Below are 21,629 nucleotides of genomic sequence, written 5' to 3' on the forward strand. Positions count from 1 at the left end.
TCGGCGCAGGCCGGCCACGCCTCCGACAGTGAGGCCGGAGACGGCGAGCGGCCGGACAAGCCGGCCGGCACCGGCTGACCCCGGCCGACCGGGATGGCCGCGTTGGCGCCCGCGGTGGCGGCCGTGCGCAACGCCGTCCGGCGAAGCCTCGGCGAGCCGCGGCTCGAGCCGGGTGAGGTCGTGCTCGTCGCCTGCTCCGGCGGGGCCGACTCGCTGGCGCTGGCGGTCGCGGCGCGGTTCGTGACGCAGCGGATGCACGTCCGCTGCGGGCTGGTGACCGTCGACCACGGGCTGCAGGACGGCTCGGCCGACCGCGCGGCGCGGCTGGCCGGGTGGGCGCGCGAGCGGGAGTTCGCGCCCGTGGACGTGCGGAGCGTGACGGTGTCCGGCCCGGGCGGGCCGGAGGCGTCGGCGCGCGACGCGCGGTACGCGGCGCTGGTCGCCTCGGCCAAGGCCCACCGGGCGGCGCTCGTGCTGCTCGGCCACACCCGCGACGACCAGGCCGAGACGGTGCTGCTCGCCCTCACCCGCGGATCCGGGCCGCGGGGCCTGGCGGGCATGCCGGAACGCCGGGAGTGGCACGGCGTGACGTTCGTGCGCCCGCTGCTCGACGTCGGCCGGGCCGACACCCGGCTGGCCTGCGAGGCCGACGCCCTGACCTGGTGGGAGGACCCGCACAACAGCGACCCCGCGTATGCCCGCTCGCGCCTGCGCCCCCTCGTCGACGCCCTGGGCGCCCGGGTCGTCGACAACCTCGCCCGCACGGCGCGGCTGGTGGCGGCCGACACGGGGTATCTCGACGAACTGGCCGCCGATGCGCTGGAGAAGGCACTCGACGGCCCGGCCGCGCTTTTGGTCGCCGAGCTGGAGCGACTGCCCGGCCCGGTGCGCACCCGCGTCCTGCACGCCTGGGTGCGCCGCCTCGGCGTGCCCGGCGGCCTGCTCTCGCATCGGCACGTGGCCGCCCTCGACGCGCTCGTCACCGACTGGCGCGGCCAGGGACCGGTCGCCCTGCCCGGCGGCATCAGCGTCGCGCGGTCGGAGGGCCGCCTGCTGCACCGGCACTGAGCTGCATTGACGGCTGCGGATGCGCAGTGCCGGCGGTACACCTAAGATCATTCGGTGTCGAAAGATGCCCACCCGCGCCAGGCCGTGTTCGCTCCCCGCGGCGTCGTGGCCACCAGCCAGCCGTTGGCCGCCTCGGCCGGGCTCGCCGTGCTGCGCCGCGGCGGGAACGCGGTCGATGCCGCGATCGCCACGGCCGTCGCGCTCACGATCGTCCAGCCCGGCTCGAACGACATCGGCAGCGACCTGTTCGCCCTGGTCTGGGACGGTTCCCGACTGCACGGCCTGAACGCGTCCGGCCGCTCGCCGGCCCTGCTCACGCGCGACCTCGTCCTGGAACGCGAGCCGAAGGCCCGGGCCACGGGCGCGCTCGGCGGCACGCAGGCGACCGCCGCGCAGGTCATGCCGGCCCGCGGCTGGCTGCCCGTGACCGTCCCCGGCGCCCCGGCCGGCTGGCGTGACCTGCACGAACGCTTCGGCAACCTGCCCTTCGCCGACCTCTTCGGGGACGCGATCGCCTACGCCGAGCACGGCTACCCCGTCTCGCCCCTGGTCGCGCACCACTGGGGCCGCGCCGCCGACGTCGTGCACGCGGCGCTCGACGGCCCGGAGTTCACCGAGTGGTCCCGTGTCTTCACGCCTGGTGGCCGTGCGCCACGAGTGGGTGAGCGATTCCGCAACCCGGACGCCGCGCGCACGTTGCGCTCGATCAGCGGTACAACTGCCTCCTCTTTCTATTCGGGAGAGCTGGCCGAGGCCCTCGTGGCACACGCCGAGCGCACCGGCGGCCTGCTCAGGGAGGCCGACCTCACCGGTCACGCTTCGACCTGGGTCGACCCTATTTCCATCGCGTACCGCGGCCACGAGGTCTGGGAGCTGCCGCCGAACGGGCAGGGCATCGCGGCGCTGATCGCGCTGGGCCTGCTCGACGGGCTCGACGGGACGGCGGACCTGCACCAGCGGATCGAGGCGGTCAAGCTCGGGTTCGCCGACGCGCACGCGCACGTGGCCGACCCCGCGTTCCACCCGGTGCCGGAGCTGCTCGACCCGCGGTACCTCGGCATCCGCCGGGGCATGATCGGCGAACAGGCCGGCGAGCACCCGGCCGGGCAGCCGCAGCGGGGCGGCACGGTCTATCTGTGCACCGCCGACGCCGACGGGCGCATGGTCAGCCTGATCCAGTCCAACTACATGGGGTTCGGCTCCCACGTCGTGGTCCCCGGCACCGGCTTCTCGCTGCAGAACCGCGGCGCCGGCTTCGCGCTGGACGCGGATCACGTGAACGTGGTCGCGCCCGGCAAACGGCCGTTCCACACGATCATCCCGGGCTTCCTGACGCGGGGCGGCGCGCCGGTCGGGCCGTTCGGCGTGATGGGTGGCCACATGCAACCCCAGGGCCACCTCCAGGTGGTGCTGTCGACCGTCGACGACCGGCTGGACCCGCAGGCCGCCCTCGACCGGCCGCGCTGGTACTGGCACACGGGCAAGCAGGTGCAGGTCGAGCCGGGCCTGGCCGGTGAGGTGGAGGGCCTACGGCGGCGCGGCCACGAGGCCACCGTCGTCGACGCTCCGGGTTCGTTCGGCTACGGACAGGCGATCTGGCGCACGGATGTCGGATACGTGGCCGGCTCGGAGCCGCGGGCCGACGGCGCCGCGCTTGGGTATTAGGACACATCTGGCGCCCCGGCGTCGATCCGGCTCCGCCGATACGGCACGCTAGGCAGCATGGCCGACGGCACCACCTGGCATTCGTCCGACATTGACCACGTCATCGTCACCGAGGAGCAGATCCGGGAGAAGACGGCAGACCTCGCCAAGCAGGTCGCCGCCGACTACGCCGATGCCGAGTCCGTGCTGCTGGTGGGGGTCCTGAAGGGCGCCGTCATGTTCATGGCGGACTTCGCCCGGGCGCTCGGGCGGATCGGGCCGCCGGTGGAGCTCGAGTTCATGGCCGTCTCGTCGTACGGGCAGGGCACGACCTCTTCGGGCGTGGTGCGGATCCTCAAGGACCTGGACCAGGACATCGCCGGGCGGCACGTGATCGTCGTGGAGGACATCGTCGACTCCGGGCTCACGCTCTCCTGGCTGCTGAAGTACCTCGAGAGCCGCTCGGCGGCGAAGGTGGACGTCGTAGCGCTCCTGCGCAAGCCCGACGCCCTGCGCGTGTCCATTCCTGTGCGGTATGTCGGATTCGACATTCCCAGTGAGTTCGTGGTCGGATACGGCTTGGACTACGGGGAGCGCTATCGCGACCTGCCGTTTGTCGGAGTGCTCAAACCCTCCGTGTACGGGCGCGGCTGACCTGCTTTTGCTGAGAGTCTGCTGAGAGCCCCTCTTACCGGCCCGACGCCGATCCGCGACTGTCGGTGCCACGGTGTACCGTCAAATGGTCGCGAGCGTCTTCGCGGACGCTTCTCGACATCGCGTCGGCACAGTGGGTCCGGCGCGGTTGACGGCCTTACGGATGGAGGGGCCGGGCGCCGCGTGCGCCCGACGACAACATGGAACGTACCCGTTTGTTCCGGCGGCCGGTGGTCTGGATCCTCCTGGTGATCATCGGTGCCATCGTGCTGAGTTCCTTCTTCACGTCCGGCCCGAGCTACACGAAGGCGGACACGTCGTTCGTCATGGAGAAACTGCAGGCCGGTCAGGCCACCAAGGCGGTGATCCAGGACAAGGAACAGACGATCAACCTTGACCTGAAGGAAAAGGTCAAGGTCAAGGGCACCGATACGAACAAGATTCAGGGCCAGTTCTCCGCCCAGAGCGCCGACGAACTGCAGAACGAGCTCGCCCGGCTGAAGGCGGACGGCAAGCTCCAGGACTACAACGTCAACGTCACGCAGGACAACATCTTCATCAGCCTGCTGATCAACCTGTTGCCCATCGCGGTGCTTGTTGTGCTGTTGCTGCTGTTCATGTCGCAGATGCAGGGCGGCGGCTCGCGCGTGCTCAACTTCGGCAAGTCCAAGGCGAAGCTCATCTCCAAGGACACGCCCAAGACGACGTTCGCCGACGTCGCCGGCTCGGACGAGGCCGTCGAGGAGCTCCACGAGATCAAGGACTTCCTCCAGGCCCCGGCGAAGTACCAGGCGCTCGGCGCGAAGATCCCGAAGGGCGTTCTGCTCTACGGCCCGCCCGGCACCGGTAAGACGCTGCTGGCCCGCGCGGTCGCCGGCGAGGCCGGTGTGCCGTTCTACTCGATCTCCGGTTCGGACTTCGTCGAGATGTTCGTCGGTGTCGGTGCCTCCCGGGTCCGTGACCTGTTCGAGCAGGCCAAGGCCAACGCGCCCGCCATCGTCTTCGTCGACGAGATCGACGCCGTCGGCCGCCACCGCGGCGCCGGCATGGGCGGCGGTCACGACGAGCGCGAGCAGACGCTCAACCAGCTGCTCGTCGAGATGGACGGCTTCGACACCAAGGGCGGCGTCATCCTGATCGCGGCCACCAACCGGCCTGACATCCTCGACCCCGCGCTGCTGCGCCCCGGCCGCTTCGACCGGCAGATCGCCGTCGACCGGCCCGACATGGAGGGCCGCAAGGCGATCCTGCGGGTCCACGCCAAGGGCAAGCCGTTCACGCCCGACGTCGACCTCGACTCGGTCGCCCGCCGCACGCCCGGCTTCACGGGTGCCGACCTGGCCAACGTCATCAACGAGTCGGCGCTGCTGGCCGCGCGCAACGACAAGCGCGCGATCACCAACGACTACCTCGAAGAGGCCATCGACCGGGTCATCGCCGGCCCGGAGCGCCGCACGCGGGTCATGAGCGAGCACGAGAAGAAGGTCACCGCGTACCACGAGGGCGGCCACGCGCTGGTTGCCTGGGCGCTGCCCCACTCGGCGCCGGTCCACAAGGTGACCATCCTGTCCCGCGGCCGCTCGCTCGGGCACACGCTGGTGCTGCCGACCGAGGACAAGTACACGCAGACCCGCTCCGAGATGATCGACACGCTCGCCTACGCGCTGGGCGGCCGCGCCGCCGAGGAGCTGGTGTTCCACGAGCCGACCACGGGTGCCGGCAACGACATCGAGAAGGCGACCGCGCTCGCCCGCGCGATGATCACGGAGTACGGCATGAGCGCCAAGCTGGGCGCCGTCAAGTACGGCACCGGCGAGGGCGAGCCGTTCCTCGGCCGCACCATGGGCCACGAGCGCGACTACTCCGAGAAGGTCGCCGCCGAGATCGACGCCGAGATGCGCTCGCTGATCGAGATCGCGCACGACGAGGCCTGGGAGATCCTGGTCGAGTACCGGGACGTCCTCGACAACATCGTCGACGAGCTGATGGAGAAGGAGACCATCTCCCAGAACGACATGGCCCGCATCTGCGCCCGCGTGGTCAAGCGGCCGCCGATGGCGCCGTTCAGCGGCAACGGCCGCCGCCGTCGCGGCGAGCAGGGCGCGAACGGCTCCGAGGTCACCCAGCCGGTCAGCCTCACCGGCGACGCCGACGCCGTTCGCATCGTGAGCGGCGGCGACAGCCCGGACGGCAACCGCTGAGCGAGATCAGCAGCACCGAGCCCGACGCCGAAGATGTACTTGGCGCCGGGCTCGGTGCTGAACTGGACCATGTCGCCGCCCGCCTGGTCAGCGGCAAGCTCGGCGGCGTCGAGGTCGAGCGCAACGTCGACCTGAAGCGGATCGAGGACGCCGTCCGCGAGATCCTGATCGCCGTCGGCGAGGACCCCGACCGCGATGGCCTGCGCAAGACGCCGGCCCGGGTGGCCCGCGCCTACGCGGAGCTGTTCGCCGGCCTGCGGGTCGACCCGGCCCAGGTGCTGCTCACGTCGTTCGAGGCCGACCACGAGGAGCTCGTCCTCGTGCGCGACATCGAGGTCATGTCGATGTGCGAGCACCACCTGCTGCCGTTCCACGGGGTGGCGCACATCGGGTACATCCCGGGGCACGACGGCCGGATCACCGGGCTGTCGAAGCTGGCCCGGCTGGTCGAGGTGTATGCGCGGCGGCCGCAGGTGCAGGAGCGGCTCACGTCGCAGATCGCCGACCTGCTGATGTCGCAGCTCAACCCGCGTGGCGTCATCGTCGTGATCGAGTGCGAGCACCTCTGCATGTCGATGCGGGGCATCCAGAAGGGCGGCTCGCGCACGATCACGTCGGCGGTCCGCGGCCTGCTTCGCGACGACGCGAAGTCGCGCGCCGAGGCGATGGGCCTGATCCTGCGCGGCTGACCGGCTCTATCCCAGGAGCAGCACGCCGCCGAACACCAGCAGCGGGATCAGCGCCAGCAGGCTGATCACCAGGCCCAGAACCGGTGTCCGCGACGTCGTGCGCCTGGTCATCGCGCCGATCGTGAGCCAGCCGAGGCCGAAGGCGATGGCCGGCAGTACCAGCGCACAGGGGAGCGCGATGATGCTGATCTCGCTGAAGCGCTCGCCGGCGAGCAGGGTCGGGATCTGCACGATCGCGGCCAGCAGCGCGAATCCGAAGTAGACCGCGGCGTTGAGCCAGATCCGCCGGGTCGACGCCGCCTGGCGGCCGGGGGCGGCGAGGGCGGCCTGAGACTGCTTCAGACCGGCTGCGGCGACGCGGAGGGCAGTCGATGTCCTTCCGGGTACCGATTCGGGCGCTGGGGCGCTCACAGGGCTCACTACGCCGGTGCCGACGGCTCCTGCCCCGGCGGGGGAGGGCATGCCGCTGACGGGTAGGCGGGGCGGCGCACCGCTGACCGGCACGCGGGGGATGCTGCCGGTTGTGTGGGTCATGGCGTTTGCGGGTGACGTGCCGGGCAGGGCGGATGTCGGGTGTGGCGGGGCCGAGTGGGGTGCTGCGTGGCGCGGGGCGGCCTGGCTGCCTGGGATACCGCTTCCCGGTCCGCCGCTTCCGGGGATGCCGCTTCTCGGGATGCCGCTGGTGGGCGCGGCGTGCCGTGGCGCGGCGCCCGGCAGTACGCCCGTGTGCTGGCCGCCGCCGGTCAGGATGGCGCCGGTGTGGGGCGGTGCGGAGACCCTGGGCACGGCCGGGGTGCCCGGGGGCAGCGGCGGCGCGCTGATCGGCGGTGCGTTGACCGGGCCGCGGCCCTGCGGCCAGGTGCCCTGCGGGATGCCGCTCATCGGCGGCGGGGGCGGCGCCATCGGGACGCCCCGGGGCCGCACCGGAGGCCGCGGGGGACCGGTCAGCGCCGCGTGCGCGGCCTGAATCTCCTGCCAGGACGGGGTGTAATCGATGGGCCGGCCGCCGGCCTCGCTCGCGATGTCGGTGAGGAAGGCCTGGTGTTGCGCAAGCTTCGCCCGGATCGCGGCCAGATCGTCCTTCGCGGACTTCAAGGCGGCCTTGTGCTCGGCCACGACCGCGATGACCTCGCGCCGGACGGCGTCGAGGCGCTGCGCGGCCCCCACGTACTCCAGCCAGGCGGCGCGGCTGGGCTCGCCGACCGCGGTGGGCGGCGCCGTCCACGGCCCGCTGAGCTGGGCACACACCTGCCGTACCAGTTCGGCCGGTGGGTCGGCATCGAGGTACACCGGAGCATTGAGTCTCGCCGGCCCGATGCCCGTGCCGGAGAAGGTGGTGCCGGGTGGGTCGCCGACCCACGCGTGGGGATTGCGGATCGCGATCTGGGTCGCGTGTGGCAGCGGCGCCTGCGTGGTCTCCGCGGTCAGCGGGGGCGGCGGCCACCCCGCTGCGATCAGGTGGAGCCGCCCGGCCGGCCCGGCGTGCGCGAGCCCGGCGATCCGGGCGAGGTCGCGCCCCTCGGTCAGCTCGGGCAGCGAGGCGATGACGATGAGCAGCGTCGGCCCCGGCCCGTCGGTCCGAGCGGCCAGCCACCGCTCCCCTTCGTCGAGCACGGCCCGCAGCCCGTCAGCATCGGTGACGGGCGGCGGCATGATCGCCTCGATGCCGGTGAACCACCCGAACGTGGCCCCCTCGGCGTCCACGGCCCTGATCCGCACCGACCCGGGCGGCGACGAGGCGAGCAGCCGCACGACGAGACTCCGCAGCAGCCCGGCCACCCGATCATCCCGAGCATCGGCATCGACGGCGATGTGCCCGGCGCGCAGCAGCGGCACGATGACGGGAAACCGCGCGTCGTCGAGCGGATGCCCCTGCCCGACCCGGACAAAGGTCGGCGGCAGCGGCCCCCCGAGCGGTGTGGCGGGCGTAAGCGCGTCGAGCTGCGCCCCGAGCCACCCGGGCGCGAGCATGGCAGCATCGGACCGCAGACTGGCGGCAAGATCGTGCTGCTCGGCATACTGTTCGGCGGGCGCTGCGGTAGGGGAGTAGGCGTCCAGGATCGGCCCAGCGGCGGCTACCAGCGCAGCGGTATGCCGATGCTGCGCAGCCGCCCGCTCGATCCGTGCCCGAAGGCGTGCCACCGTACCCCTTCCCTGCCAAGCCAGATGCGGGAACGGTAACGCAGACGCGAGACACAGTCAGCAACCACACTGGGCCTCTGACGTTCGCGCAGGTGAAAGCCCTCGCCTACTGCCGTTTGCAGGATCGCTGGCGGCTCATCACGGTTTGTCGTCCTCGTGCAGAACTTGGCGGGCCGAGCATGGTCGGCAGCAACCCGTCTTGGATGGGCTAGCAAGGGCGGGCAGCGGGGACCGGTGTGGGAATGTACCGGACCGGCGTGAGGCCGATAGCCTCTGAGGCGTGGAGCCCTCGAAGCCGCACGACCCCGGGATCGATCAGTCACGTTCGATCCCGCGATCGCGTCAGAGCGGTGATGAAGTCCTCGAAGGCGAGATCATCGGCAAAGACGTCCCTCTCGGACGGATGCCGCGAGAGCCTCGTCCAACGACTCCGCCGAGACCACCCTCCAACACCCGGAGGATGGTTCTGCTCGCGATCGTGAGCATATCGGCGCTGGTCTGCTTGGCTGGCTCGCTGACTGCCTATGTTCTATATGACAAAGCCACCACTCCTGACCGAAGCACCCCTGAGGGAGTGCTTGAGCAGTACATTGAAGTAAAGTTCAATACGAGAGATGAACCCCGCGCGAAGCTCTTCGAGTGCTCATCTGCAGATTTGGTCGCCCTGGAGCAGGCACTAAATGATGCCAAGGCATTGGAAGCCAGGTTCTCGGCTTCCGTGACCATCACGCCGGCGAGCTTCGACGTGTCCGTTCATGGTGATGATGCTGACGTTCGGGCCATTCTCAATTTTGTTGTTCCTGAGGCTGATGGCCGCAAAACGACTTCTCGACAGGAGTGGAATTTTGAACTTAGATACGATAAGAGTTGGCTGATCTGCAATGCACTGAGGGTTTCGTAGCTATTCAACCCACAACAGGTGGATAGGTACCTCCATAGTCTTCGGGATCTGCCCGCTCCACCCCCACCGATACCACTCCACTTCTCGGCAAACCCGCACGCAGATATCCCCCTCAGCCGAGTTGTACGGCTCAGTGACCGCTCGCAGATCCCGTTCGTCCCGTCCAGCCTTGTCATCAGGCCCAGGTACCCGAACCACCCGTAACCCAGTAACGCCGACAACATCCCGGACCCGCCGAGGCGGCCGCGCAGACGGCGTATCGAGTGAAACCAGCCGAGAAACAAGATCTACGTCATCAGGCGGCCGAACCGTCGGCGAAGTCCGTTCAACCCAAACACGCTCCAGCGGTACAAGAGGTGCAAAAACCTCGGTCTGTTCCGCTTCGGCTCGATACCATTCCTGCTCCGGCAATACCGGAACATACGTCCGGCTCGCCTGAACCACAGGGTTGTCGGCCCTGATATCCCGACGCCAGCCCACCCCAGGCACGCCGATGACCGCGCGTCGCCCGCGCAACTCGCGCACACTCCCAGCCGGTACGAACTCAATTCCCGCCGGAACGCGCTCAACGCCGCCGGCGAGAAGGTCCCAGTCCGGCAGGTCGTCCGGCGAGAAATCGGTCACGGCTCGATTCCCAGCGGCGCGCCCATGCGCTGCATGAACTGAACGGGATCCACAGCGCCGTTCTTGCTCGAATCGTTGTTGATGTGTGTCTCGAAATGCACATGCGGGCCGGACGAGTGCCCGGTCGAGCCGGAGAATCCGATCTCTTGCCCCGGCGCCACGCTCTGGCCGACCACCACACTCGGTTGTTTCACCATGTGGCAGTACCGCGTAATGACCCCATTCGCATGCCGAATGTCGACGTACCAACCGCAACCGCGAACCGACGGCGATCCGTCGCGCCAGCAGCCCCAGTCCGACCCGTTTGGCGCCACCGCATTGCAGCGGGCCTTGATGACGATGCCAGCGGCGGCGGCGCGAATGAGCGTGCCTTTCGGGACGATGAGGTCGACGCCCTGGTGGTCCGGCCGCGACGCGGTCCGGTAACCGGAGCCGACTTTGCCCTTGACCGGCGCGGTCCAGCCAGAAGCGGCCACCTGCCCGGCGACGGCGCATTGCATCTGCAGTTGATTGCCGACAGCCCGTCCAGCGCCACCGGTCAATGAATTCACGACCGTCGTCGCGGCCTCTTCGTGCTTCGCGTACGCATTGGGGTACGCACTGCGCTGCACCCGCTGGGCGGCCCTCGTCAGTGCCATCGTTTCCCAGCCCGGAATCGTGACCAGCTTTTCATAGAATTTCCGGGAGGCGTACTGCGGATCCATGATTTGCTCCGGCGTACCCCATCCGGTGCTCGGGCGCTGCTGGAACAGTCCGAGCGAGTCGTGGTCGTTGCGTGACCCGAGGTGCGGCAGGTTCTTCAGATTCGATTCCTGCATAGCGGTGGCAACCGCGACGACCCATCCCCGCGGCGGCACCTTCATGTCCTGCCCGACCCGCACGATGATCGCGGCGTTGCGTACCTGCTCCTGGTTGTACGACCGATGCGACGGCAGCTCCGCGGCTGCGTCCACCAACTGCCCGTTGCCGCACCCGGCGGCATAGTCGACCGTCTTGTCCGCAGCATCCATAAAGAGCGATACCACCCCGCCGCCGCAGCACACCAGGATGAGCACAGTGGCGAGCGCTACCAGCAACGCAGGGCGGATCCTTCGCCGTTCGCCACCCTCCAGGCCCTCCATGGCCTCCGGATCGCTCACGCTGCCTCCCAGTCGAGCGACGTGACCTGCCACCGTCCGCTGATGACCTGCAGTCCGAGAACGATGGTCCCGCCATCCGCCGGAAAGCGCGCCCAAGTATCCGCCCCGAAGTTCTCCAACACGGCCGACCCGGTGATCTTCGAAGCCGGCACATCGCTCGGATCCGTCTCGGTGAGCTCGGCCATGAGATCCGTCGAGGCGTCAGGCTTTAACCCAGCCCGCCATTGTTCCCCGGTCTGCCCAGGTTTGCGCAGCCACGCATTGGCAAATCGGGTTGCCACGGTACTGGCATCAGCCGCACCTTTGCTCAAGGATGGAGCGGCGCTGGGCTCGACAACACTGTCGTCTCCGAGCGAGTTGTACGGATCGGGCGTAGTTTCAACAGGCGCGACGGTCGGCCCGAACGCATCATTGCCCGACCGTGATTCGCGATCCTGAAAGACGGTCCGCCCAAACCCGACGACGGCGACGACCACGACCACCAGCACCAACGCGATGCCATATCGCGTACCAAGCAGGCGCAGGACCGTCCGCATCGTCCGTCACCCCGGCAAACTGGCCGACTCCGGCCGTCGCGCAGGCGCCCGATCCCGGCTGGTCCGATCAGAATCCGGCCGATAGATCGAGTACGAGGGGGCATTCTCGGCGGGCACGTTAGCCTCTTCCCAGACAGGGTCCCGCTGCCGCCGCTGCCGCGGCTGCGCCCCACCAGTCTCAGGCCGCCCGCCGGATTCCTGCCCACCACCGCCGATCCCAACAACGACGGAGTCCTCAGTTCGCGACTCCGGCCGAACCTGCGTCTGCACGGACTCTTTCCCACGAGCACTCTTGGGCTCATTGGTCCCGCCAGCATCAACAATCTTCAAGGCCGCGGCCTGCCGAACATCCCGCAGGAAGAGCCGATGCCAACTACCGGCTGAGGTGATCGCCCGAGTGGAGTCCTTGCCCCCAAGCTGTGTAATGCGCCGATAGGGCCGCAACAGAAGCCACCCAACAACCCCGGTGAGCCAGATGAGTACCACTTTCAACCAGCCCGCAATTGAGGCAGTGCCGAGAATAAGCGTCACTGCAAACAAGTAGATTGCCGACCCGGTTCCGAATATTACGATGTTGAAGATTGCCGCGAGAACCGCATTACCGAGACGTCGGAGCCCAGCGTTGGCTGGGCGCAGAAGTCCGATGGTGCCGAGGATGGGTGCCGCAATTACAGCCCACCTGAAAATGAGAAACCCGAGGATAACAAGGATTGATGCAGTGATGTCAAACAGGGCGAAGAGTAGCGCTGACAAGATTGCAAGGAATCCTGCGCCGATTCGATCCATCCCCCGGCTACCCTGGAGGTGTTCGTAGGCTTCAGGGTCTTCTCTTCGGATCTGTTCCGCGATTCGCATCCAACGTTGTTGTTTTTGTTCGGTCAAGACTTTGCGTTCGTTGGACTCGATTGGCGGACCGGGCTGGTTTAGGCGGATTCGGTCCTCTTCGGCCTTCTGTGCTCGCTGTTCTGCGGTGCGTATGCGCTGGATCTCTTCCCAGCTGAAAGACTTTGCGTCGTAGAGGGCTGGACCGTACTTCCTGGCGGTTTCGCTATCCGCCGACCCCAGCGTCCCTCGAAGCCAATTCTGATAAAGGAGGCCTTCTACAACGGTGTCACTGGCTCGTACGGCGGGAGGTCGGGTGTCGACACATGCAGTCGGGTCCAGATTTCGACACTGGTCGGCGGGGATGCTTTCGTCAGGCGGGCCAACTGCGCTGTGAATAACGCCAAGGCTCCTAATTAGGGTTTGATCCGCCAAGCTTGCTGACCATTTAGGCCAGTATGCGATGGCAGTGACCAGAACCATAACGAAGATGGCCCAGCCGGCGGTTGTCACGGCGTTTGAGAGATCCGACTGTCTCGAGCGCCATAGGAGATAGAGGCCGACGACGGCGAGGGTAATGGCGCCGAATACGGTGAACACCTTGTCGTAGACTGCTTTGGTGGCAGTTTCGACAAGCGGATCCGCCCATCCCCACATGTACGACGGGTCCCAGGCGCGCTCTCGAAGTGCGTTGGATGCGCCTGTGATCGAGGTTGCGAGAAGGAATTCACCGTTGGCGACGGTGTTTTCGAACTCGGCGCTTGGGTTCGTCACGACCGGAGCGCATTTGAGATCGTAAGTTGCGAAATCGTATCCTGCGTAGCCGTACTCGCTGTACGTGTGAAGAATTCGCGAGCCGCGATCTTCTGGTGGTTCCTGGGCGAACCAACCAGCCATGCCTGAGTCGGGTGCGCTTGGGGTTGGGGCGTCCAAGCAGCTGATCCGGGACTGAACATCCACCTGCAGCCGATTCGCGCAGTTCTGGAAGTTCGTCGGGACCCGCCACTCCTCGACCGTGCACAGCGGGTCGCCAGGAGCCTGTGGGAGAGGGGCTGCAGTGGAAGGGTTTGCGAACCCGCCGAACAGCGTGGCCATCGCCGTCACGATGATCACGGCCGCGTACACGGGCGAGCGTCTCACCGATCGTCCTCCGGGTCGTCGTCGTGGATGTCCACGACCTCGCCGCCGACGGTGCCGCCGGACGGTACACCCCCCGGTGTTGTGTCCAGGTAGCGGAGCAGGTCCTGGACGTAGGAGACGTCGACTCGGATCTTCTGCACGCGGCCGTCGACGTCCCGCATCACGAACTCTCGGAAGCCCAGCCGGGCTGAGGACGCGGTGTCCACCTGGGACAGCGCGGCCAGGGTCTGCTCGTAGCCCACGTCGGTCGGGACGCGCAGGAGGCGAAGGGCCTCGGCGGCGATCTCGGAGTCCTCGGCGATGCGGCCGACGAAGACGGTGGAGACCAGGTTCTGCACGTCCAGGCCGAGGATGTCCTTGGGGTTCTGGGAAGCGACGAGCGCGGCCAGGTTCCACTTGCGGGAGTCGCGGGCCAGGCGGACCAGGAACGACCGGCCGGAGCGCCAGCCCTCCATGAAGTGGGCCTCGTCCAGGCCCACGAGCTTGCGCTGCGACATGTCGCCGCCGTAGCAGCGCCGGACGGCGAGCCGGTGGGCGGTGTGCAGCATGGGCAGGGCGAGGGCTTCTTCGGCCGACCAGTATTCGCGCTCGATCTTCAGGTCGGGCAGGCGCAGGCCGGCCATGGTGATGACCGTGAGGGCCGCGTCGGCGCCGAGCAGGTGCGCGGGTGGGGAGCCGAAGAACAGCATGGCGAGGGGCATCTCGGCGGTGTCGAGGAGCAGGTTGCCGAGCTCGAGCGCCTCGTGGTCGCCGGTGTCGCGGAGGGCGCGGATGACGTCCTCGAGGGTGGAGGACTCCTCGGCGGGGACCTGCCGGACGGCGTGGCGGAGCATGGTGGCGGTGGACGCCTCGCGGGCCACCTGGGGCGGGACCAGCATCATGCAGATGTCCTGGACCAGCATGCGGCGCTCGGCGCGCGCGTTGGAGACGGCGATCTCGAACTCGCGGTCGCCGGCCGGGCCGGCGGCGTAGTGGCCGCGCTGCGGGGTCGGGATGAGCGCATACGGGGCCAGGGTGCCCTGCTCGGAGCCGGTCAGGTTGAGCACCCGGGAGAAGGGCGCCAGCTCCGGCATCGCGCACAGGCGGGCCAGCGGGCCGGACGGGTCGAGCAGCGTGACCTGGACGCCGCGGCGGGACGCCAGGTAGCCGAGCGCGCCCATGAGGGTCGACTTGCCACCGCCGGGCTCGGCGACGAAGACGGCCAGGCCCGACCGCTCGCGCACCTCCATCGGGAAGTGCAGGTCGAGGAAGACCGGGCGACGGGAGGTGCCGGCGGTACGGCCGATGAGATCGCCACGGCGGTCACCGACGGTGGAGGCGGCCTGCGGCAGGGCGGCCGCGAACAGCTTCACGGGCATCCGCCGGACGTAGCCGGTGTTCGCCAGCGGCTCGCCGGGGATGAACTCGCGGGCCAGCCAGTCCTGGTTCTTCGGGTGCTGCAGGGCGAGCCGCATCTCGCGCGAGTACATCTGGGTGACCCGGCGGGCCCGCTCCAGGCACTCCTCGCGGGTGCGCCCGCTGACCGCGACCCGGTGCCAGCCGTGCGCGCGGGACGAGTCGACGGGCAGGCCGGTGCTGATCTCGTCGCCGATGGTGAGGGCCCGCTTGGCCAGGCGCTCGAGTTCGGGCGGCGCGTCGATGCCGTGCTCGGAGTAGTCGGCCTGCTGAGAGCGGATGAGGCGGAGCCGGTGCTCGAGATTGCGGAACGAGTCGCCCGGGCCGAGGATGTCGATCCGCGACGAGATCTCCATCGGCCACGGCAGTCGCTCGTGGAAGTGCAGCCACGGCTCGTGCCGCTCGGGGATCTCCAGCGGCTCCATGCGGCCGACGGTGAGGACGGCGACGTGCCGCTCCTCGCCGGTGCTGCGGTTGACCAGCTTCACGGTCGAGCCGTAGGGCGTGCGGTAGCGCTCGATCTGCTCGGTCAGCGCGAGCATGTCGCCGCGTTCCCATCCGCCGTCGAGGGTGGTGATCCCGGCGGGCGGGGACATGCCGAGCGCGACCGAGCGGTACAGCAACCACTCCAGCTCGAACGCGGTGACCCGCCGGCCGCGCATGCCGAAGGCGCCGAGCACCTCGTCGAACTGCTCGACGGTGCGGGCCATGCGGCGCCGCTCGGCATCGGCCACGCCCCGCTTGAACAGCGAGCCGATCCGCTCCATGAACGTGTCGCCCAGCGTGCGGCGGGCGAAGGCGATCCCGAGATACGTCTGACCCTCGGCGTGGTTGATCGACAGCAGGTGCTTCTGCGCGGCCACCAGGTGGTCCGACCACGACGAGGCGCGCGGCACCGAGGGCAGCGGGTGCGGCGTGTTGCCGTCGACCACGCGCGCCCACTGGTCGGCCGGGAACGGCCGGGTGGTGCGCCGCAGGTGCAGCCGGAACCCGGCCAGGCCCGCGTACTGCTCGGAGATCGCCGACAGCAGCGCCTCGCGCTCGGCGTCGGGCCGGAACGCCCAGCGCACCTCGGGCAGCCAGTACCACGCCGTCACCGTGTTCGGCGTGAACGTCAGATGCCCGGCGATCTCGGTGATCGCCAGGTCGACGGCGGCCGAGCGGTCCTTGTACTTCGGCTTGTCCACCCGGTCGATCGGCGTCTTCTTGCCGCGCGCGGGGGGCGGCGGCTGCATTCGCGGGGGCCGGGGCGGCGGCGGGGTGCGGCGAGCGGGCGGGACGAGTTCCCGTCCCGGTGCGGAGCGGACGTTCTTGGCAGGTGTACCGGGCGTGCCGCCCGCTTGGCGACGGTCCTCAGTGGTCCGCCCCACGGGCCGCGAAGGCTGCCGGACGGCCCGCTCGGGGGCGGCCGAAGCAGCCGGCCCGGCGGTCCCGGCAGGCCCGGACGACACGGACGGCCTGGCCGGGCCGGCACCGAGCGCCGGCCGGGAGCCGGTGCCGTTGGTCCGCATGCCGTCCGCGATCGGTGCCCGCGGCGGCGCGATGCGCTTCGGCGCCCGCAGGTCCTCGGGCGCGCGGGGCGGCCCGGAGGCGGGCGCCGCGGAGATGGGCACACCGGAGATCGGCCGCTCGACCGGCGCGCCGGTGCGCTCGTCGAACAGCCCCAGGAACGGCGAGTCGACGTCGGCCGGGCGCCCGCCCCGGACGGTGCCGTTGCTGCCGGTGCCGCGGAACATCGCCACGCGACCGCCCTCGGCCACGGCGCGTAGGCCGCCATCGTAATCGGTTGACTGCGCAGCGTCGTCGTCGAGGTCGGGCCGGTCGGCGTAGCCGCCGTTGTGATGCGGCGGGTTATTGCTCATGCGAGATCACCGGTGAGTTCCGGGCGGATGCGGATCCGGGTCGCGAGCAGGCGCGCATCGCGCTGCTCGCTGCTCGGCTCCCGCGTGTGACGCCAGTCGGTCAGTGCCGTGCGGACGACCATCCGCGCCGGGCGGTCGGGGTCCACGTACCGGAAGATCAGCGACGTCGCGACGATGGCGAGCGCGATCTCGTACGCCGGGAAGAAGTCGACGTGCCCGGTGACCATGAAACGGATCAGCACGAACAGCAGGACGACCAGCACGAACACCCCGTACTGTGCGTACGGCAACTGAATCGGCAGGGTGTAACCGGGCGGGCCCAGGTAGACCAGGCGGGCCCGGTAGATGTCGTCGTCTGTCCGCAGCCGCATGCAGGCCTACTTGAAGAGCAGGTCGACGAGTGATCCACCGAAGAAGAACAGCGAGGCGGCGCCGGCCACGAAGGCCAGCCCGATGATCGCGATCGCCGAGCTGGTGAGGACTCGGGACACCTCGCCCTTGCTGGCGCGGCCGATGAAGATCACGCCGAGCGCCGCGAGCAGGATCGGGACGATCTTGGTCGCGAAGAAGTTCAGGATGCCGTCGGTGTTGATCTCCTTCGGCGCCGGCGCCGGCGTCGGTGTCGGCGCGTAGGCGATCGCATCCACAGCGCGTGCGGCGTCGCCCCACATCGCCTGGCCGATCTCCAACAACATCATCAGACCTCCCCGGAGGCGCGACGGGCGCGTTGCTCGCCGCGCGTTAAGCCTCGCCGAAAAGACGACCCGGTGGTACGACCCCGGCTGCTGTGTCGCTCTCCGGCGGAACCTTATCCGGGCGTTTGCCCTGGTAATTGCCCATTGTCGGGTTTAACGGTCCGAATAACGTTCACTTGCAGAGAGTACGTTGCGGCCCGCTGTCCAACAAGCTGACCGACTCGGGGTCAGTGTGCACAGTGTGACGGTTGAGGCGTACCGTCCGCGACCCCGCAGGTCGCCCCGGAGCACCCCGATTGAGTTGAGTACCTTCATTCAAGTGATGCTGCTGCGACGTCCCTCCCCGGTGGTCATGGGCGTGCTCAACGTGACCCCCGACAGCTTCAGCGACGGGGGCCGCTACGCCGACCTGGACGCGGCCGTCGCGCACGCGCTCCAGATGCGCGACGAGGGCGCCGACGTGATCGACATCGGGGGCGAGAGCACCCGGCCCGGCGCCGATCGGGTCGATGCGGAGACAGAGGCCTCCCGTGTACTACCTGTGATCGTCGCACTGGCGGGTGAAGGTGTGACGATGAGCATCGACACGACGCGCGCGGCGGTCGCCGCGGCCGCGCTCGACGCCGGGGCGGCGATCGTGAACGACGTGTCGGGCGGCCTCGCCGACCCCGACATGGCCCGGGTCGTCGCCGACGCCGGCTGCCCCTGGGTGCTCATGCACTGGCGGGGCCACTCGCGCCGGATGGCCGACCTGGCGGTCTACGCCGACGTGGTCAAGGAGGTCGCCGCGGAGCTGCTGGAGCGCGTCGACGCGGCGGTCGCCGCCGGGGTGTCGCCCGACCGGCTGGTCCTCGACCCCGGCCTCGGCTTCGCCAAGGCCCCGGAGCACACCTGGCGCCTCGCCGCCCACCTGCCCGACCTGGTCGGCCTGGGGTACCCCGTCCTGGTCGGCTCCAGCCGCAAGTCCCACCTGGGCCGGCTGCTCGCCGGCGCCGACGGCACCCCGCGCCCGACCGCGGAGCGCGAGGCGGCCACGGTGGCGACCACCGTGCTCTCTGTCGCCGCCGGCGCCTGGGGCGTGCGGGTCCACGACGTCCAGGGCAACGTGGACGCGATCCGGGTCTGGCAGGCCACGAGGGCCGCGGCGTGACCATGGACCGGATCTCGCTGACCGGGCTGACCGTCCGGGGCCACCACGGCGTCTTCGACTTCGAGCGCCGCGACGGGCAGGACTTCGTGATCGACGTGGTCCTGGAGCTCGACCTCGCCCCGGCCGCCGCCTCCGACGACGTCGCCGACACCGTTCACTACGGTGAGCTGGCCGAAGGGCTCGCGGCGGTGGTCGCCGGCGAGCCCGTCGACCTGATCGAGACCCTGGCCCAGCGGCTCGCCGACGTGTGCCTCGCCGACGGCCGGGTACAAACGGCCATCGTGACCGTGCACAAGCCCCAGGCCCCGATCCCGCTCCAGTTCGCCGACGTCGCCGTCACGATCCACCGGTCCCGTCCGTGAGCCGGGCCGTGCTGTCGCTCGGCAGCAACCTCGGCGACCGGGAGGGCCACCTCCGCGGTGCCCTGGCCGGCCTCGGCGACGCGGTCCGCGTGGTGTCCGGGGTGTACGAGACGCCGCCGTGGGGTGATCCGGACCAGCCGCACTACCTCAACGCCGTCGTGCTGGCCGAGGACCCCGCGGCCGCCCCGAAGGACTGGCTGGCGGCCTGCCGCCGGCTGGAGGACGCCGCCGGTCGCGTCCGGGATCCGGCCCGCCAGTTCGGCCCGCGTACCCTTGACGTTGACGTGATCGCCGTCTGGGACGCCGACGGGCAGCCGGTGACCGCCGACGACCCGGAGCTGACCCTGCCGCATCCGAGGGCCCACCTGAGGGCCTTCGTACTCCGGCCGTGGCTCGACATCGAGCCGTACGGGCAGCTGCCGGGTCACGGCTGGCTCACCGACCTGCTGCGCGGCGCCCCGGTCGCCGATGACGTCGCCGACCTGCGACCGCGCGAAGACATCCACATCGAATCCTGATCTGGAGCGAAGACGATGGCCACGCCGCCGCCTGCCGATCCCAACGCGAACGGTCCGAAGGGCCGGATGGAGCCGACCAGGGCGGCAACGCTCGCCATCGCGGCGCTCGCCATGACCGCGCTGTCCTGGATCGTGATCAGCAACTTCTGGAACAGCATGCCCACGCTGCCGTGGCTGCCCCCGCTCACGCTGATCGGCCTGGCGATCTTCGAGGGCTTCGAGGCGTACTCCACGCGCGCCCGGATCCTGCGCAAGGAGGGCGCCGGCCCGCTGAACCCGCTGGTCACCGCCCGGTACGCGGTGCTCGGCAAGGCCTCGGCCCTGGTCGCTGCCCTGTTCGGCGGGGTTTACATCGGTATGTCCACCTGGCTGCTCACGCAGCGTGGCGTCCTGGCCAAGGTTTCCGAGAACCTGCCCCAGGCGCTGCTCGGCGTCGCCGCCTCGATCGTGCTCGTCGCGGCGGCCCTCTGGCTCGAGCGCGCGTGCCGCGTCCCACCCGGTCCGCGCGACGGTGAGCAGCCCCGACCGGGCCGCCAGGACCCGCTCGACCGCGCGGAGGACGACCAGGTCGCGTGACGCCCTATGGATCGACGGGCGTAACAACACTGTCGTCTTCCTCGCCAAGGGGCTGTCGCTGGTCACCATCCGCGGTTACTGTGCGACCCGTACCGGTCGGTGAGCAGGAGGCGCGCGCGATGGCGTACGACGACTCGCGGTTCCGCGGCGAGCCCGGGTTCCGGGAGGAGCCAGATTTCCGCTCCGGCGGTGTGCCGGAGGACGCGCCGACGCTCGGCGTGTCGAACCAGTCCGTGTACACGCCCGGTGCCTACCCGGTGTCGCCCGACTACAGCGTGCCACCGACCGAGAGCACCCTCGGGCTCGGCCGGCGTGGCACACCCAGCCCGGCCCAGCTCGACGACGTCTTCGACGACCCGGAGCACGGGGAGCCCGGCCGGGACCGGATGGCCGTCCACGCGCTGTGGGAGATGGTCCTGCTGCTGGCGACGGCTTCCCTGTTGTACCTCTTGCGCGACGCGCGTCCCGACGCGCTGCGCGGCGCCGAGCTCGAGTCGCTGTTCCTCGGCATCGCCGAGCTCGGCCTGGTCGCCGTCGCGGTGGGCCTGACCCTGCGCGCGGGCGCGGTCAACCTGGCCGTCGGCCCGATCGCCTACGCGTCGTCGCTGTTCTTCGCCGACAACTCCGACCGCGGGCTGCTCATGACCGCCAGCATCACCGCGCTCATCGCGCTGGGCGTCGGCGTGGTCATCGCCGTGCTGGTCGTCGGCTTCCACGTGCCCGGCTGGGCGGCCAGCCTGGGCGTCGCGCTCGCCCTCATGGCATGGATCGCCGACCAGAGCAACGAGACGGTCGTCAACGGCGCCTACGACCCCCACGACAAGGCCCTCTGGTGGCTGATCGGGGTGGCGGTCATCGCCGTCGGTGGCGCCGCGCTGGGCCTGATCCGGCCGCTGCGCCGCTCGGTCGGCCGGTTCCGCCCGGTCCACGACCCGGCCCGCCGCCGCGGCGGAGGCGCCGCCTCCATCGCCGGCCTCTCCATCGCCGGCTCCGCGCTGCTCGCGGCCGCCGCCGGCGTGCTCACCGCGCTCGACGTCCGCGAGATCGCCACCACCGAGAACGGCATGGCCGCGGCCGGGCTGGCGATGAGCGGCCTGGCCCTCGGGGCCGCGCTGCTCGGCGGCACCTCCGCCTACGGCCGGCGCGGTGGCGTCTTCGGCACAATGCTCGCCGCCACCGCGATCGTGCTGCTGTTCCACTACTCGACCGCCGAGGACTGGAACATCGCCCCGCTCGCCGTCGCGGGCGTCGCGATCGCCATCGGCCTGGTCGTCACCCGCCTGGTGGAAACGTTCGGCCGGCCGCGCACGTCCGCCGAGACGGTCGACGAGGACGCCTGGGTCCCGCCGAGCTCGGTGACCGGCCCGGCCCCCGACGAAGACTGGTCGCCGGCCTCGCGCACCAGCGGCTGGACCAGCCAGCTGCCGGCCCGCACCACCGACGACGGCTGGGGCGTCGAGGAGCGCTGGGGGACCCGGTAGGCCCCCGCGGCAGGCGCTAGGCTGATGTTC

At 69.9% G+C, this 21,629-nt stretch carries 19 protein-coding genes; 11 read left to right on the top strand and 8 right to left on the bottom strand.

The window, feature by feature from the left end; genetic code table 11:
* Positions 1 to 93 precede the first annotated feature (93 nt).
* The 5 genes from tilS to folE all read left to right on the top strand — a co-directional run bounded on the left by tilS (position 94) and on the right by folE (position 6,256).
* On the top strand, positions 94 to 1,068 hold the full coding sequence (tilS, locus tag ABZS66_RS33615) for a tRNA lysidine(34) synthetase TilS (RefSeq protein ID WP_354764806.1): 975 nt from the start codon (positions 94 to 96) through the stop codon (positions 1,066 to 1,068).
* A gap of 54 nt (positions 1,069 to 1,122) precedes the next feature.
* Entirely contained in the window at positions 1,123 to 2,733 is a 1,611-nt protein-coding gene (locus ABZS66_RS33620) for a gamma-glutamyltransferase family protein (RefSeq protein ID WP_354764808.1), read from the top strand.
* 57 nt (positions 2,734 to 2,790) lie between these two features.
* A complete protein-coding gene (gene hpt / locus ABZS66_RS33625; protein WP_354764810.1) occupies positions 2,791 to 3,366 on the top strand; it encodes a hypoxanthine phosphoribosyltransferase in 576 nt (191 codons plus the stop codon).
* A 200-nt stretch (positions 3,367 to 3,566) separates the two neighbouring features.
* Positions 3,567 to 5,567 (top strand): ATP-dependent zinc metalloprotease FtsH, encoded by a 2,001-nt coding sequence (gene ftsH / locus ABZS66_RS33630; protein ID WP_354764812.1) that lies wholly within the window; start codon positions 3,567 to 3,569, stop codon positions 5,565 to 5,567.
* Positions 5,568 to 5,629: 62 nt separating this feature from the next.
* A complete protein-coding gene (gene folE, locus ABZS66_RS33635) occupies positions 5,630 to 6,256 on the top strand; it encodes a GTP cyclohydrolase I FolE (RefSeq protein WP_354764863.1) in 627 nt (208 codons plus the stop codon).
* A gap of 6 nt (positions 6,257 to 6,262) precedes the next feature.
* Here the strand turns inward: folE and ABZS66_RS33640 are convergent, their stop codons facing one another.
* Positions 6,263 to 8,227 (bottom strand): hypothetical protein, encoded by a 1,965-nt coding sequence (locus tag ABZS66_RS33640; protein WP_354764814.1) that lies wholly within the window; start codon positions 8,225 to 8,227, stop codon positions 6,263 to 6,265.
* A 631-nt stretch (positions 8,228 to 8,858) separates the two neighbouring features.
* Here ABZS66_RS33640 and ABZS66_RS33645 point away from each other — a divergent pair.
* On the top strand, positions 8,859 to 9,299 hold the full coding sequence (locus tag ABZS66_RS33645) for a hypothetical protein (RefSeq protein ID WP_354764816.1): 441 nt from the start codon (positions 8,859 to 8,861) through the stop codon (positions 9,297 to 9,299).
* Here ABZS66_RS33645 and ABZS66_RS33650 read toward each other — a convergent pair whose 3' ends face one another.
* Genes ABZS66_RS33650 through ABZS66_RS33680 form a run of 7 tightly spaced genes read right to left on the bottom strand, consistent with a single transcriptional unit; the run spans position 9,300 to position 17,515 of the window.
* A complete protein-coding gene (locus tag ABZS66_RS33650) occupies positions 9,300 to 9,923 on the bottom strand; it encodes a hypothetical protein (protein WP_354764818.1) in 624 nt (207 codons plus the stop codon). It lies immediately after the preceding gene.
* Complete coding sequence (locus ABZS66_RS33655) at positions 9,920 to 11,062, bottom strand: M23 family metallopeptidase (RefSeq protein ID WP_354764820.1); 1,143 nt, start codon at positions 11,060 to 11,062, stop codon at positions 9,920 to 9,922. The genes ABZS66_RS33650 and ABZS66_RS33655 overlap by 4 nt, the downstream gene beginning before the upstream one ends.
* Positions 11,059 to 11,598 (bottom strand): hypothetical protein, encoded by a 540-nt coding sequence (locus ABZS66_RS33660; RefSeq protein ID WP_354764822.1) that lies wholly within the window; start codon positions 11,596 to 11,598, stop codon positions 11,059 to 11,061. Before ABZS66_RS33660 ends, ABZS66_RS33655 begins: the two co-directional genes overlap by 4 nt.
* 6 nt (positions 11,599 to 11,604) lie before the next feature.
* Positions 11,605 to 13,515, bottom strand: coding sequence for an MFS transporter (locus ABZS66_RS33665; RefSeq protein WP_354764865.1), 1,911 nt, complete (start codon positions 13,513 to 13,515; stop codon positions 11,605 to 11,607).
* Positions 13,516 to 13,556: 41 nt separating this feature from the next.
* A complete protein-coding gene (locus ABZS66_RS33670) occupies positions 13,557 to 16,817 on the bottom strand; it encodes an ATP-binding protein (RefSeq protein WP_354764823.1) in 3,261 nt (1,086 codons plus the stop codon).
* Positions 16,814 to 17,188: a hypothetical protein gene (locus ABZS66_RS33675; RefSeq protein ID WP_354764825.1), complete on the bottom strand. Its 375-nt coding sequence runs from the start codon at positions 17,186 to 17,188 to the stop codon at positions 16,814 to 16,816. Before ABZS66_RS33675 ends, ABZS66_RS33670 begins: the two co-directional genes overlap by 4 nt.
* A 6-nt stretch (positions 17,189 to 17,194) precedes the next feature.
* Positions 17,195 to 17,515, bottom strand: a complete 321-nt coding sequence (locus ABZS66_RS33680) for a hypothetical protein (RefSeq protein WP_354764827.1) — start codon at positions 17,513 to 17,515, stop codon at positions 17,195 to 17,197.
* A gap of 319 nt (positions 17,516 to 17,834) precedes the next feature.
* On the opposite strand from ABZS66_RS33680, the gene folP reads away from it, so the two are divergent.
* The 5 genes from folP to ABZS66_RS33705 all read left to right on the top strand — a co-directional run bounded on the left by folP (position 17,835) and on the right by ABZS66_RS33705 (position 21,599).
* Positions 17,835 to 18,662, top strand: a complete 828-nt coding sequence (folP, locus tag ABZS66_RS33685) for a dihydropteroate synthase (protein ID WP_354764866.1) — start codon at positions 17,835 to 17,837, stop codon at positions 18,660 to 18,662.
* A gap of 2 nt (positions 18,663 to 18,664) precedes the next feature.
* Positions 18,665 to 19,024: a dihydroneopterin aldolase gene (folB, locus tag ABZS66_RS33690; protein ID WP_354764868.1), complete on the top strand. Its 360-nt coding sequence runs from the start codon at positions 18,665 to 18,667 to the stop codon at positions 19,022 to 19,024.
* Positions 19,021 to 19,542 carry a 2-amino-4-hydroxy-6-hydroxymethyldihydropteridine diphosphokinase gene (gene folK / locus ABZS66_RS33695; protein ID WP_354764829.1) on the top strand — a complete coding sequence of 174 codons (522 nt, stop codon included), beginning with the start codon at positions 19,021 to 19,023 and terminating at the stop codon, positions 19,540 to 19,542. The genes folB and folK overlap by 4 nt, the downstream gene beginning before the upstream one ends.
* Before the next feature lie 66 nt (positions 19,543 to 19,608).
* A complete protein-coding gene (locus ABZS66_RS33700) occupies positions 19,609 to 20,118 on the top strand; it encodes a DUF3180 domain-containing protein (protein WP_354764831.1) in 510 nt (169 codons plus the stop codon).
* A 119-nt stretch (positions 20,119 to 20,237) separates the two neighbouring features.
* Positions 20,238 to 21,599 (top strand): ABC transporter permease, encoded by a 1,362-nt coding sequence (locus ABZS66_RS33705; RefSeq protein ID WP_354764833.1) that lies wholly within the window; start codon positions 20,238 to 20,240, stop codon positions 21,597 to 21,599.
* Positions 21,600 to 21,629: the final 30 nt, after the last annotated feature.

This window comes from Dactylosporangium sp. NPDC005572 (genome assembly GCF_040605515.1).
GTDB lineage: Bacteria > Actinomycetota > Actinomycetes > Mycobacteriales > Micromonosporaceae > Dactylosporangium.